15 protein-coding genes are annotated in these 13383 nt (G+C 69.9%); 3 read left to right on the top strand and 12 right to left on the bottom strand.

Going from position 1 to position 13383, the window contains the following annotated elements; genetic code table 11:
- Positions 1–310 precede the first annotated feature (310 nt).
- The 11 genes from ABT130_RS01345 to ABT130_RS01395 all read right to left on the bottom strand — a co-directional run bounded on the left by ABT130_RS01345 (position 311) and on the right by ABT130_RS01395 (position 9817).
- Positions 311–1882 (bottom strand): cellulase family glycosylhydrolase, encoded by a 1572-nt coding sequence (locus ABT130_RS01345; RefSeq protein ID WP_350951864.1) that lies wholly within the window; start codon positions 1880–1882, stop codon positions 311–313.
- Positions 1883–2157: 275 nt separating this feature from the next.
- Positions 2158–3543, bottom strand: coding sequence for a serine/threonine-protein kinase (locus tag ABT130_RS01350; protein WP_350951866.1), 1386 nt, complete (start codon positions 3541–3543; stop codon positions 2158–2160).
- Positions 3530–4591 carry a LacI family DNA-binding transcriptional regulator gene (locus ABT130_RS01355; RefSeq protein WP_350911220.1) on the bottom strand — a complete coding sequence of 354 codons (1062 nt, stop codon included), beginning with the start codon at positions 4589–4591 and terminating at the stop codon, positions 3530–3532. The genes ABT130_RS01350 and ABT130_RS01355 overlap by 14 nt, the downstream gene beginning before the upstream one ends.
- Positions 4592–4639: 48 nt before the next feature.
- Positions 4640–5194, bottom strand: a complete 555-nt coding sequence (locus ABT130_RS01360) for a GNAT family N-acetyltransferase (RefSeq protein ID WP_350951868.1) — start codon at positions 5192–5194, stop codon at positions 4640–4642.
- Between the two features lie 79 nt (positions 5195–5273).
- Positions 5274–5600 (bottom strand): DUF2516 family protein, encoded by a 327-nt coding sequence (locus tag ABT130_RS01365; RefSeq protein ID WP_350911224.1) that lies wholly within the window; start codon positions 5598–5600, stop codon positions 5274–5276.
- A 212-nt stretch (positions 5601–5812) separates the two neighbouring features.
- Entirely contained in the window at positions 5813–6232 is a 420-nt protein-coding gene (locus ABT130_RS01370; RefSeq protein WP_350951870.1) for a hypothetical protein, read from the bottom strand.
- A 3-nt stretch (positions 6233–6235) separates the two neighbouring features.
- Positions 6236–6763: a helix-turn-helix domain-containing protein gene (locus ABT130_RS01375; RefSeq protein WP_350911228.1), complete on the bottom strand. Its 528-nt coding sequence runs from the start codon at positions 6761–6763 to the stop codon at positions 6236–6238.
- Positions 6764–6869: 106 nt separating this feature from the next.
- Positions 6870–7796, bottom strand: coding sequence for a M56 family metallopeptidase (locus ABT130_RS01380; RefSeq protein ID WP_350911230.1), 927 nt, complete (start codon positions 7794–7796; stop codon positions 6870–6872).
- Complete coding sequence (locus ABT130_RS01385) at positions 7797–8165, bottom strand: BlaI/MecI/CopY family transcriptional regulator (protein WP_350911232.1); 369 nt, start codon at positions 8163–8165, stop codon at positions 7797–7799.
- Between the two features lie 119 nt (positions 8166–8284).
- Positions 8285–9076 carry a class I SAM-dependent methyltransferase gene (locus ABT130_RS01390; RefSeq protein ID WP_350951872.1) on the bottom strand — a complete coding sequence of 264 codons (792 nt, stop codon included), beginning with the start codon at positions 9074–9076 and terminating at the stop codon, positions 8285–8287.
- Positions 9077–9079: 3 nt separating this feature from the next.
- A complete protein-coding gene (locus ABT130_RS01395; RefSeq protein WP_350951874.1) occupies positions 9080–9817 on the bottom strand; it encodes an SDR family oxidoreductase in 738 nt (245 codons plus the stop codon).
- A 98-nt stretch (positions 9818–9915) separates the two neighbouring features.
- Here ABT130_RS01395 and mshA point away from each other — a divergent pair, with 98 nt between their 5' ends.
- The 3 genes from mshA to ABT130_RS01410 are packed head-to-tail and all read left to right on the top strand — an operon-like array spanning position 9916 to position 12479.
- Positions 9916–11199: a D-inositol-3-phosphate glycosyltransferase gene (gene mshA / locus ABT130_RS01400; RefSeq protein ID WP_350951876.1), complete on the top strand. Its 1284-nt coding sequence runs from the start codon at positions 9916–9918 to the stop codon at positions 11197–11199.
- A 22-nt stretch (positions 11200–11221) separates the two neighbouring features.
- On the top strand, positions 11222–11701 hold the full coding sequence (locus tag ABT130_RS01405; RefSeq protein WP_350911240.1) for a type III secretion system chaperone family protein: 480 nt from the start codon (positions 11222–11224) through the stop codon (positions 11699–11701).
- Between the two features lie 34 nt (positions 11702–11735).
- Positions 11736–12479 (top strand): phosphoglyceromutase, encoded by a 744-nt coding sequence (locus tag ABT130_RS01410; protein WP_350951878.1) that lies wholly within the window; start codon positions 11736–11738, stop codon positions 12477–12479.
- Positions 12480–12571: 92 nt separating this feature from the next.
- On the opposite strand, the gene phoU is transcribed toward ABT130_RS01410, so the two are convergent.
- Positions 12572–13231, bottom strand: a complete 660-nt coding sequence (gene phoU, locus ABT130_RS01415) for a phosphate signaling complex protein PhoU (protein ID WP_350911244.1) — start codon at positions 13229–13231, stop codon at positions 12572–12574.
- Between the last annotated feature and the right edge of the window lie 152 nt (positions 13232–13383).

Consider the following 13383-nt stretch of genomic DNA (forward strand, 5'->3'; position numbering starts at 1 on the left):
AGGGATTCTGGGGACAGTCCCAGGGATGTCAATGGCATGTGTCCTCGGTTACGTCGATGTTTCACGGCCCATGCCGCCAGGCTGCTACGATCCGCGCCACTTTTTTCGCAGGCCGTGAAAGTTTCAGGCTTCCCGATCTTTGGGGTCGAGCGCTTGCTTGCGAGGCCGAGTCCGGCCCCGGGGCCGCCGAACACCGGAGCTCGTGCCGGGATCCGTTTCAGGATCCGGAGAGATGCCACGCGAGGGCGTACCGCTCGGCGGCACGCCCTCGACGATGCCGGCGGGCGGGCACCCGCCGGGGAGATGTCGATCAGGAACAGGTGATGTTGGACGGGCCTGGGGTGGCGGGCCCGGTGGCGGTGAAGCCGACGACGACGGACTGGCCCGCCCCGAGGTTGGCCGCGTAGCTCGGGGCCTTCGCGGTGAAGGTGGTCCCGCTCTGGGTGACCGTGGCGTTCCAGCCGCTGCCGAGCGTCACCCCGGACGGCATGGTCCAGCTCGCCGACCAGTTGTTCCAGGTCGACGTCCCGGTGTTCTTCACGGTCAGCTCCGCCTGGAAGCCGCCGGACCAGGAGTTCGTGATCGCGTAGGTGGTCTGGCAGGTGGTGGTCGTCGGTGTGGGCGTGGGCGTGGGGGTGCCTCCGCCACCGCCGCCGACCGGTGGGATCAGGTACGGCTGGAGGATGTCCTGCTTGTCCTGATTGATGGAGATCCAGTCGTCCTTGGCGATGCCACCGGTGTCACCCGAGTTGGGATTCCACGACCAGTAGGTGAAGGACATGCCGTTCACCCCGGTGCCGGTGTACTTCATCAGTTCCTGGAGCCAGACCTTGTCCACGGCCGCCTGGAGCGTGGTGCCGAACTCGCCCATCATGATCGGGGCGATGTTCTGCTTGTAGAGATAGCCCCAGTACCTGTCCCAGATCGCGGGCATGTTCGCCGGATAGTTCGGCGCGTCGAACCAGGCCTGGTGGTAAACCGAGGTGGCGTATTCGTGGGGCGAGTAGACCAGCCGGTTCGCCACGTTCAGTCGCACGGGGAACTCTCCGGCCTTGGAGAGGTTGCCGCCCCACCAGCCGCAGTCCTCGTCGTTGCTCGGGTCGTTGTCCCAGACGTTGGACAGGCCACCGCTCGGGCAGCTCACCCCCTCGACGAAGATCAGCCAGTTGGGATTGACCGACAGCACGGCGTTGCCCGCGCGCTCGGCGGCCAGTCGCCAGTCGCGCGCGGTGTCACCGCACCCCCAGCACGCCCCGGTGGCCGCCGGGTTGGTGCCCTCGGCGTGCGGTTCGTTGTGCAGGTCGGCGCCGATGACCGTGGTGTTGCCCGCGTACCGCTGGGCAAGGGCCTTCCAGTCGTTGATCCAGGTGCTCTCCGGCGTCGAGGCGACGTACCACAGGGCCGACTGCCCGGCGGCGGTCGGCCGGTGCCGGTCGAGGATGATCCGCATCCCCTTGCTTCCCGCGTAGGCGATGACCTTGTCGAGGATCTGCAGCGGGGTGTTGCCGACCAGATCGGGATTGACGTAGTCGTTGATGCCGCTGGCGACCGCGCCCGGCTTGAGCGCGTCGTTGGAGAACGGCACGCGCAGGGTGTTGTAGCCGAGCGAGGCCATCTTGTCGATCTGGCCCTTCCACGGGTTGCTCGACCACAGCCCGTGGAAGGTCTTGTTGTCGGTCTCCATGCCGAACCAGTTGATGCCGGTCAGCCGGACCGTCGCGCCCGTGCTGTCGACGATCTTGTTACCGGAGGTGCGCAGGTAGCCGGTACCGGTTCCGCCCGCGGCACCCGCGGGGGAGGAGCCGAGCGCGACCGCCAGCGCCGAGGTGACCACGAGCGCCGCGAGCGCCGCCGGCCACCTGCGAACATGCAGGACTTTCATCAAGAGCCCTTCGGGGACGGGATCTGTACGCGGGGAGAGGCCCCCGCGATCGAAGGTGCGGCCGGTCGCGCTCGCCATGGTTCGGCGCTCACCCCGCTCCCGTCAACCGTGTGCGGGACCGTTCCCGCCCCCTCAGGGGCGCCCGCGACCCCTCCTAGCTCGCTCGGTACGCTTCCCGTCCCGCCGATCACCAGGTGAAAGTTTCATCCGTCGCGCCACCCGCCGGTCTGTTCACCGGTGGTGGGGTACCACCGCGGCAGGCCGGCGCGACGGGCTCAACCGGTCAGGGCCACCGACACGAGCAGGAGCTGTGCCTCCAGCGCGCGGCGGAAATCGTCGGGCAGGGAGCCCTCCCGGTTCCGGTCGGCGATCTTTCCCCGGATCGAGGTGAGGTCGCCGGAGTCCCGGACGCTGTTGGCCAGCACCTGCCGCAGGTCCAGGGCCACGTCCGGGCGGATCCTGCCCTCGTCCTCCCCCTTCGCCAGCACGGCGTTGAAACTCCGCAGGCTCTGGTTGAGGTTCGGGACGGAGGAGCGGACAGCCTCTGTCCAGGGCGTCTGCTCCACCTCCCGCCCGCCCCCCTTGCGGACGGCGGGAGCGGAAGGGGAGGGGCTGGGGCTCGGCGTCGTGCCCGGTTCGGGGAACGCGGTGGCGGGGTCGAGGGCGGCGGCCGGGAGCGTTCCGCGCCCCTGAGGGCCGGCCACCCGGCCGTCGGGGTAACCGGTGAGCTGGCTCCACACCAGGCCTCCCACCAGCAGCGTCGTCGCCGTCGCGGTGACCATGCTCCAGCGCGTCAGGGTGCTCCTGCCGGTCGAACGGGGCGGCATCAGGGCTTCTGCCAGGCCGTCGGCCACCTCCTGTGCCTTCGGCCGGACCTCGGGCCGAGGTGACAGGCATGTCTGGCAGAGGGCGCTGATCTGTGCGGGCATCCCCGGCACGTCCGCCATCGGCGGGGGGCCCTCCCGCCGGACGTTCTCGATCTCCTCCCAGGTGCGTTCCGGATACGGGGGGTTGCCGGTGAGCATCTCGAACAGCAGCACGCCCAGCGCGTAGACGTCGCTCGCCGGGTCCGCGACGGTGCCGGTCAGCCGCTCGGGCGCCACGTAGGGAGGTGTGCCGTAGTCGGAGGCCCGGTCGTCGCCGTCCTCCCCGATGAACGCCGCGATGCCGAAGTCGAGCAACTTGGCGCCGGTAGCGGTGAGCAGCACGTTGTCGGCGGTGACGTCCCGGTGGACGATCCCCCGCTCGTGGGCGGCGGCCAGCACGGTGGCCAGCCTGGCGGCGATCAGCGCCGCCTCCGCCCACGGCAGCGGGCCCTCGATGATCCGGTCGGCGAGCGGTCGCCCCTCCAGCAGGCGCATCACCACGTAGGCGGCCAGGCGACCGTGCGAGGTCACGGTCTCCCCGTAGTCGTAGACCTCGATCGCGTCGGGGTGGATGAGGCGCGCGGTGGCGCGCGCCTCCCTGCGGATGAGCTCGCGCTCCCCGTGGTCGACGCCGAGTTCGCCGTCCAGCAGCTTGACCGCGACCATCCGCTGCAACGACTGGTCGAAGGCGCGCCAGATGACGCTCATGCCGCCCCAGGCGATCCGCTCCAGCAGCAGGTACCTGCGGGTGAGCACGTCTCCCGCACGGAGTCCGGCAAGGTCAGGCGGACTCACGGACCACCAGCTCAGTGGGGAGTACGGGGTTGTCACGGGATGCGCCTGCCGAGCCCATCGAGAGCAGTAGCAGCCTGGTGGCCAGCGCCGCGAACTCCTCCACCGGCTGACGGACCGTGGTGAGCGTGGGGGAGGTCCGCCGGGCGGCGGGGGCGTCGTCGAAGCCGATGACCGCCACGTCCTCAGGTACCCGGCGGCCGGCCCGGCGCAGGGTCTGCAACGCGGCCGCGGCCATCACGTCGGAGGCCGCGAAGACCGCGTCGAGGTGCGGCATCCGGCGTAACAGCCACTGCATGCCGTGCACCCCCGACGCGTGGCTGAAGTCGCCGTACGCGACCGGCACGCCGGTCATCCCGGCCAGGGTGAGAGTCCGCAGGAATCCGTCGAGCCGGTCACGGGCGGCCGGCAGGGCGGGCGGCCCCGCGATGACGCCGATGGACCGCCGGCCGCCGAGCAGCAGGTGCTCCGCCGCCTGCCTGCCGCCGTCGCGGTTGTCCATGTCGACATGGGGGAGGTCGATGCCGTCCGGGGGACGGCCCGCGCTGCGTACCGGGATGCCCGAGGCGGCCAGGGTCACCACGAGCGGGTGCCTGTCGCGCGCGCCGATCAACAGCACGCCGTCGATGCCTCCGGCGACGAGCGGGGGCGTGGCGATGGTGGAGGTGGCCGCCGTGGCGGTCATCACGGCCAGGGGAACGCCGTGCCCGGTGAGAACCTCCTCGGCAGCGGTGATCATTCTCGCGTAGAACGGCTCGGTGAACAGCCGGTGCGCGGGCTCGCAGACCACTACGGCCACGACTTGGTCGGATCGGCGGCCGGAGCCGCCACGGGGAGCGCGATGCCTTACGTAACCGAGACGCGAGATTGCGTCATGCACCTGCCTACGAGTCGATGTGCTGACTCTGACTGAACCGGTGAGTACCCGGGACGCTGTGGCGGGGGAGACCCCTGCCTCTGCTGCGACCTGGGCAAGTGTGGGTAGATCCGTCATAACTTCCTCCACACCAAGATTCCGCACAGGTGGGAGCGCTCCCAGTGAACCTAGCATTGTTTCGGAAGTGTCAAAAGATGTTTCCGAAAAATCACCATGTGTATGTCAAATTTCCCTGACAACCCAGTCAGAGGCAAGTATCGCCATGATTACGGAGTCGTACCATTCACCGTTCATGCGCAGTGCGTCACGGCATACCCCCTCCGGAGTGAAGCCGATCTTGCGGTAGACGTGAGCGGCCCGCTCGTTGAACGCGTAGACCTCCAGGCTCACCCGGTGCAGCGGTGTGGAGGTGAAGGCGTGGTCGAGGGTCAGCCGGATCGCCTCGGTGCCGTACCCCTTGCCGTAGACGCGCGGGCCGATCAGCGCGATGCGCAGGTTGCAGGAGAGGTTGTCGGCGTCGAGCTGGTTGAGCACGATCTCGCCCACGTAGGCGTCGTCCTCGGCAGTGCAGATCGCCAGATCCAGCCGGTCGCCGTGGTCACTCCGCGAGCCGTACCAGCTCTTGATCGACTCGAACTCCGGTTTGCCGTGCGAGCCGGTCAGCCGGACGGTCTCGGGGTCGTTGACCAGCTCCCAGAGGCCGTCCACATGCTCGGGGCCGACAGGCCGGAGCGTCACGTGCTCTCCGGAGAGCGTGGGTTTGTGCGCGAACATCATTCGGTGTGTCTACCGGCCGAAACCTCGCAGGGCAACCGGATCGCCGGAGGCGCCGGTCCTCAGCCGGAGGGAGAGCGCCTCACCAGGGGCCGTACGGCCCCTGGTTGCCGCCCTTGCCGATCTCCCGCACGGCGGGGCGCACGTCGGCGAGGTAGATGCCCGAGGCGATGACGGACGCGATCGTGAAGATGCTCAGCGTGCTGAGATAACCCACCGCGGCGGCGAAGCCGAACAGGGCCGCCAGCCCCAGGATGACCAGCCACAGGTTCTTGCTCTGCTTGCCGGTGACCGCGAACGCCCGTGCGGGGGTCCTCACCGCGTGGACGAGTGCCCAGCCCGACAGCGCGAACACCCCGACGGCCAGGATCCAGAAGACCAGGTCCAGGGCACCGTGGATTTGGATCATCGTCTCTCCAGAACGCTCGCCTCACCGGTTTCCCTCAGCCTAATGCCGAAAGTCCCCTTCGCGGCGTCATCGGCCTCCACATGCCCGCTCCGGTCGAACACGCTCGGCCGGGGAACGGCCCCGAACGCCGCAGGACCCGCCCCGGCGGCGCCGGAACGGGTCCTGGAGCCGGTTGCCCGGCCGCGACCTCGCTTGACGAGCCCTCGACGGGCTCAGGCCTTGGAGGTGCCGGACCTCGAGGTGCGGGCGCCCTTCTTCTGGGTCGTGGGCCGGGCGGCCTCGGAGAGCTCCTCCAGCTCCAGAGCGGCCTCGCTGCTCGTCTTGGAGACGACCTTGCGGCCGCGGTTGGCGAACTCCTCGTAGAGCTCGGTGGCCCTGCCCGCGAAGTGGTCGGCGTAGTCGCGCGCCTTCACGGGGAAGTCCTTGGCGTAGCCCTCGGCCTTGCCGGCGAGTTCCCTGGCCTTCTCCGGGAGGTCCTTCGCGGCCTCGCGGATCTCCTCGCGGCGGCCCTGCAGCCTATGGATCCGCTCCGGAAGCTTCATGAGCTTCTCGACGGCGAAGTCGCCGGCCCCGGCGACGGCGTAGAACGGCTTGGACTCGGCGATCTTCTTGACTTCGGTGGTGATGGGCATGGGTTAACCTTCCTTGGTTTCCTTTGTGATGTGGCCGTTGCTCGGGGGCGCCGCGTAGGGTTTCAACGCGGTGAGATATTCCCCGGGCAGCGGTACCTCGTCGTCAGGCGAGGAGCCCGCGTCACCCTGCCGGGGCTCCGGTGCGGGATGCGCTTTCTGGGAGGTCTGCGCATCCTCGTCCGGAGCCTCGGCCCGGTTCTCCTTGCGAAACGACTCATAGATGTCGATCAGCACCTGGCGCTGGCGCTCGGTGATGAGGTGGTCGGCTCTGATCGCGGTCAGCACGTCGCTGTCCGGCTCGCGCTCCTCGATGAGACCGGCCTGGACATAGAGCGCCTGCGACGAGATGTGCAGGCCCTTGGCGATCTGGTTCAGTATCTCGGCGCTGGGCTTGCGCAGCCCGCGCTCGATCTGGCTCAGGTAGGGGTTGGAGACCCCCGCCGCCGCGGCGAGCTGACGCAGGGAGATTTTCGCGTGCGTGCGCTGCTCGCGGATGTACTCACCGATCGAGCCGACCTTGGGTAGTGCCATACCTTGAGTCTGCCCCACCATGCTTGCAATTGCAAACGCCATGGCTAACACTTGCAAGCGTTTTGGGGTGAAGTTGTATCAGGATGGCCGGTACGCCGAGGTGAGGTCAGTGCGGGATCAGCCAGAGCAGCGGGGCCGAGGCCGTCAGGGTGACGGAGAAGGCGACGATGGCGTAGCGGACCCCGAGCGGCAGGATCGGGCCCGGTGTCACCAGGCGCTCGACTCTGGCCATCACGGCGGCGGACGACGAGGTCGCGGCGCCCAGCGCGCCGTGCGGCGCGGGGACGGCGCCCGCCGTGCCGAAGCGCAGCAGGGCGGTCGCCAGGCGGCGTGGTGAGCAGTAGCGGCGGGCGACGTCGTCGGCGGCCATTTCCACCAGCAGGCTGACCTCGCTCTGCGCGTCCTTGACCACGCGCGACCAGGGCAGGGCCCTGCGCAGCGCGGCGAAGGGCAGCAGCACCAGGTCGTGCCGCTCGCGCACATGGGCGGTCTCGTGGGCGAGCACCGCGGTCAGCTCGTCGGCGGAGAGCAGCTTCAGCGCACCCTCGCTGACCACCACCTGGGAGCGGAGGCCGGGCACGCAGTAGGCGGTGGCGCCCGGGTGGTCGAGCACCCGTACGCCGGGGACCACCGGGTCCTCCCTGGCGATCAGGGCGAGCAGGGTGCGGTGGCGGTGCCGGGCGCGGAACGTCTGCACGCCCGCGGCGAGGAGCACCATGATCAGCACGGCGAGCGCCGTCAGCCCGGCGATGAGCGCGACGATCCTCGGCAGGTCGTACGGCTGGGGTAATCCCCGGCCGCCACCGAACGCGGAGGCGGCGAAGCCGGCCAGGCCGTGCAGCACACCCTGGCCATAGGGCTCCAGCGCGTAGCCGAGCAGAGCGCCCGTCCCGGCCAGCCCCCAGGTGACCCCCAGCGCCTGCCACAGCACGATGGCCACGTGCGGAGCGCGGTAGGTCCACCGTGCCCTGGTGAACCGCCAGGCGCCGACCGCGCAGGCCAGGGCGAGCGTCGCCAGGGCTGCCGCGGTCATTTACTCGTCCTCCAGCTCCTCCTCAAGGCCGGTCAGGGCCCTGCGCAGGATGTCGGCTTCGGTGCCGGTGACGGCCTGGGCGAACCGGGTGAGGGCCGCCGACCGGTCACCGGTCAGATCCAGCGCCTCCAGCATAAGCTCCGCGACGTAGGCGTCGCGGCTCTCCGCGGACGCGTACCGCCACGCGCGCCCGTCGCGGGTGCGGACCAGGAAGCCTTTGCGGGTGAGCCGGTCGAGCACGGTCATCACGGTGGTCGGCGCCAGGTCGCGGTCGGATATCAGGCGTCCGACCTCCCGTGCCGTCACGGGGGATGATTGTGCCCAGATGATGTCCATGATGCTGCGTTCAAGCTCGCCGAGACCCTTCACACCGTCAAGACTAACCCCCGCACCACGAGGGGTAGTACTACGGGTTGTCGAGTGATGCGTTTCACGGCGTACCCGCTCGTCTCACGCGCTTCGCTCAGGGCGTGGCGGAGTCCAGCAGGTCATCTCGGGGCGACCGCGGCCCAGGGGAGGGTGATCTCACCGAGCCGCCAGCGCGACCGGCCGCCGAGCGGGGGGCGCGCGGCCAGCGGCCAGGTCGCGGCGAGCGTCTCCGCGGAGGCGATCCAGCGCTGGCGGGAACCGTAGGAGCCGAAGGGCGCGTTGACCGCCCAGGCGTGGTCGAAGTCACGCAGGAAGGCGTGGACGGGCTCACCGGGGACGTTGCGGTGGATGAGCGTCTTGGGCAGCCGGTCGGCCAGATCCGAGGGGCGCTCGAAGGAGTCGAAGCGGGCCGAGAGGGTCAGTGTCCGGGGACCCGAGCGGTCGAGCCCGACCCAGACCGCGCGGTGGCCCACCTCCGAGCAGGTGCCCTCGACGATCACCCCGTCCGGCGCGAGCCGCTCGCGGAGCATCGCCCAGTACTCCCACGCCTGCGCCTCGCCGTACTGCCGCAGCACGTTGAAGGCCCTGACCAGCATGGGCGGCCGGTCCACCGGCAACTCGAAGCCGCCAAGCGCGAAGGACAGCCCCGGGCGCTCGTGGGGTCTGGCCGCCGCGACCCTGGCCGGGTCGATCTCGACGCCGACGACCTCGACCGAGGGGCAGATCCGGCGCAGCCGCAGGAACATCTCCAGGGTCGTGGTGTGCGAGGCCCCGTAGCCGAGGTCGACCACCAGCGGGCGGTCGGCGGCGCGCAGCAGGCGGCCGTGCGCGGCGACGACCCACCGGTCGGCCCGCCGCAGGCGGTTGTGACCGGTGGTCCCCCTGGTGATCTCCCCTATCGGCTTGGACATGGTTCAGACGCGGTGGAGCTTGTGCTGGGCGGCCTGGGCCCGGGGGCGCATGACGAGGCGGTCGATGTTCACGTGGGCCGGCCGGGTCACGCACCAGGCGATGGCGTCGGCCACGTCGTCGGCGGTGAGCGGGCCGGGCACGCCCCGGTAGACCTCGTCGGCGGCGGCGGAGTCGCCGCGGAAGCGGTTCAGCGAGAACTCCTCGGTATGGACCAGCCCGGGGGCGATCTCGACGACCCTGACCGGCTGGCCGACCAGCTCCAGCCTGAGCACCTCGGTCATCGAGGTCTGCGCGTGCTTGGCCGCGTTGTAGCCGCCGCCGCCCTCGTACGAGACGAGCCCGGCCACCGAGGTCAGCATCAGCAGCACGCCGTCGCCGGACTCGATCAGCCGGGGCAGCAGTGCCTGGGTGACGCGGAGCGTGCCGAGCACGTTGACGTCGTACATCCGCTGCCAGTCCGCGATGTCCCCGCTCGCCACGGGCTCCAGGCCGATCGCGCCACCGGCGTTGTTGATCAGCACGTCACAGCGGTCGAGCGAGGAGGCCAGCTCGTCCACCGACTCCTGCGACGTCACGTCCAGGGTGACAGCGCGGATGCCGGGCACCTCGGCGGCCAGCGCCTCCAGCCGCTCCCGGCGCCGTGCCGCGGCCACCACGTCGAAGCCCTCCGCGGCCAGCCGGCGGGCCGTCGCCTCGCCGATCCCACTGCTGGCCCCTGTCACCACAGCTGTCCTCTTCATAACCCTCCATCCTGCCAGGACCACCCCACACGGACCCTTCTGCGGTGATGTGTCGGGAATGTTGCGGATTCTCAGGTGGTTGAGCCCACTCGGAGGTGGTGTCGGTGAGGCGACGGCGGGTCAACCGAGTCGCGACGATCAGCATGCACACGTCCCCCCTGGACCAGCCGGGAACCGGGGACGCGGGCGGTATGAACGTCTATATCGTCGAGGTGGCCAAACGCCTGGCCGAACTCGGGGTGGAGGTGGAGATCTTCACCCGGCAGACATCCCGGGACCTGCCACCGGTCGCGGAGATCGTCCCGGGCGTCTCGGTCCGCCACGTCACCGCCGGACCGTATGAGGAGCTCGACAAGGGCGACCTGCCAGGCCAGCTCTGCGCCTTCCTGTCGGGCGTGCTGCGGGCCGAGGCCATGTACGAGCCGGGCCGCTACGACGTCATCCACTCCCACTACTGGCTCTCCGGCCAGGTGGGCTGGCTGGCCAAGGATCGCTGGGGCCTGCCGCTGGTGCACACCATGCACACCATGGCCAAGGTGAAGAACCTCCTGCTGGCCGAGGACGACAAGCCCGAACCGACGGCCCGGGTACTGGGCGAACAGCAGGTCGTGGACGTCGCCGACCGCCTGGTGGCCAACACCCCCGCCGAGGCCAGTGATCTCGTCGAGCTGTACGGGGCGGCCCCCGCCAGGGTCGAGGTGGTCAACCCCGGCGTGAGCCTCAGGGTCTTCCAGCCCGCCTCCAAAGGCGCGGCCCGGCACAGGCTCGGGCTGCCGCAGGATGCCCACGTGCTGCTCTTCGTGGGCCGCGTGCAGCCGCTGAAGGCCCCGGACGTGCTGCTGCGCGCCGCGGCCAGGATGCTCCTCGAAGATCCCTCGCTCAGGTCGAGACTGGTCGTCGTCTGCGTCGGCGGCCCCAGCGGCAACGGCCTGGCCAGGCCCTCGTACCTCACCGACGTGGCCGCCTCGCTGGGGATCTCCGACGTGGTCAGGATCGTTCCACCGGCGCCCCAGCACGAGCTGGCCGACTGGTACCGCGCGGCCGATGTGACGGTCGTCCCCTCGCACAACGAGTCGTTCGGCCTGGTGGCCCTGGAGTCCCAGGCATGCGGCACCCCCGTGGCCGCCGCGTCCGTGGGCGGGCTGCGCACCGCGGTGCGCGACGGCGTCTCCGGGGTGCTCGTCGAGGGGCACGACCCCCACGACTGGGCGCGGGTGCTCGGCCGCTTCGTGTACGCCCCCGCCTGGCGGGAGGCGCTGTCCGCGGCCGCGGTGGCCCACGCGGCGGCCTTCGGCTGGTCGGCCACCGCGGCCAGGCTGGCGGATGTCTACGCCGGGGCGATGGCGAACCTGCACCGGGTCCCCATCGCGGTCAGTTCATGAGACCCGCTCGTAGGCTGGGCCCATGCGCGAAGTGATCGAGGCGGCGCTGAAGAGCGCGGACGTCTCCTACGAGCAGCCCAGGCCGGGGGCCTTCCTGGCGAAGCTCCCCGGCCAGCACAAGCTGGCCACCATGACCTGGCTGATCGTCGGCGACCAGGCCCTGCACGTGGAGGCGTTCTTCTGCCGCCGGCCGGACGAGAACCACGCCGAGTTCTACCGCTGGCTGCTCACCAAGAACGGCTCCATGTACGGGGTGCACTTCGCCCTCGACCCGATCGGTGACGTCTACCTCGTGGGCCGGGCCCCGTTGGGGGCGATCACCGAAGAGGAGATCGACCGCCTTCTCGGGTGCGTGCTCACCTACTCCGACGAGGGGTTCGACCGCGCCCTGGAGCTGGGTTTCGCCACCTCGATCCGGCGCGAGTGGGAGTGGCGTGCCAAGCGCGGTGAGTCGCTCGCCAACCTCCAGGCATTCGCCCGCTTCGCCGATCCCGAGCGCTGAGGGGCACCGGGGGACGCCCACTAAGCTTGTCGGTATGTCGACTTTGGTGCTGCTCCGGCACGGTGAGAGTGAATGGAACGCCAAGGGTCTGTTCACCGGATGGGTGGACGCGGGACTCTCGGCCAAGGGCGAGGAAGAGGCACGGCGCGGAGGAAGGCTGCTGCTCGACGCCGGGGTGCGACCCGACGTGGTGCACACCTCGCTGCTGACCAGGGCGATCCAGACGGCCAACCTCGCGCTGGGCGCCGCCGACCTGCTCTGGCTGCCGGTCTCCCGGTCCTGGCGGCTCAACGAGCGCCACTACGGCGCCCTGCAGGGCAAGGACAAGGCGCAGACGCGGGCCGAGTTCGGAGACGAGCAGTTCATGCTCTGGCGTCGCTCCTATGACGTCCCGCCGCCCGCGATCGCCGACGACGACGAGTTCTCCCAGTCCGGCGACCCCCGCTACGCGCTGCTGCCGAGCGAGCTGCTGCCCAGGACCGAGTGCCTCAAGGACGTCGTCGAGCGCATGCTGCCCTACTGGTACGACCAGATCGTGCCCGACCTCGCGGCCGGTAGGAGCGTGCTGGTCGTCGCGCACGGCAACTCGCTCCGGGCGCTGGTCAAGCACCTGGACGGGATCGGCGACGACGAGATCGCCGGGCTCAACATCCCCACCGGCATCCCGCTCCAGTACGAGCTGGACGCGGACTTCCACCCCGTCACCAAGGGCGGCCGGTACCTCGACCCCACCGCCGCCGAGGCCGCCATCGAGGCGGTGGCCAACCAGGGCAAGTAGCCCCGGCCTCATCCGCAGGAACACCAGGAGGGCCCGCCGGATCCGGCGGGCCCTCCTGACGTTCCGAGGGGCTGAGGAGATCGACGGGGGAGTCAGAGGGCGCTGGTGTCCTGCGGCCGGGAACCCGTCACCAGATAGACCACGTCGTGCGCGACACGGACCGCGTGGTCGGCATAGCGCTCGTAGTAGCGGCCGATCAGCGTCACGTCGATGGCCGGCTCGACGCCGTACTTCCAGTCGGGGGCCATCAGGACCTTGAACAGTCTGCGGTGCAGCCTGTCCATCGCGTCGTCGTCGGCCTCCAGCTCCAGGGCGGACTCCACGTCGCGCGAGGCGATGCAGCTGCCGGTCTTGGTGATGAGGCGCTCGGCGATCTGGCCCATCTCCAGGATGGTGGCACGGATCTCCGGCGGGATCGCGGAGTCGGGATGGCGCAGCCTGGCGACCTTGGCCACATGCTCGGCGAGGTCGCCCATCCGCTCCAGGTCGGTGCCCATCCGCAGCGCCGCGATGATCATTCTGAGATCCACGGCCACCGGCTGCTGCCTGGCCATCAGGTCGAAGATCGTGGCCTCGATCTCCGCGAAGATCCGGTCGACCTCCTCGTCCTGGGAGATGACGCTCTCGGCGAGATGAAGGTCCGCGTCCAGGAGGGCTGTGGTGGCCCGCGATATCGCCGACCTCACGAGCCGGGTCATCTCGACCAGCCGTTCGGTGAGGGCGTCGAGTTCTTCGTGATAGGCGTCGCGCATGGAACTCACCGTATGAGGGGGCCGGTGAACGAACCTCGACCGCAAAGTGAACTTTGCGGGAAAGGCCGCTGTCACCACCCCCGGGCCGTCCCCAACATGGAAACCCCCACCTACCATCGAAAACGTGAAGCCTACGGGAGGACCACGTGAGT

It is taken from the genome of Streptosporangium sp. NPDC001681 (assembly GCF_040298085.1).
Lineage (GTDB): Bacteria > Actinomycetota > Actinomycetes > Streptosporangiales > Streptosporangiaceae > Streptosporangium.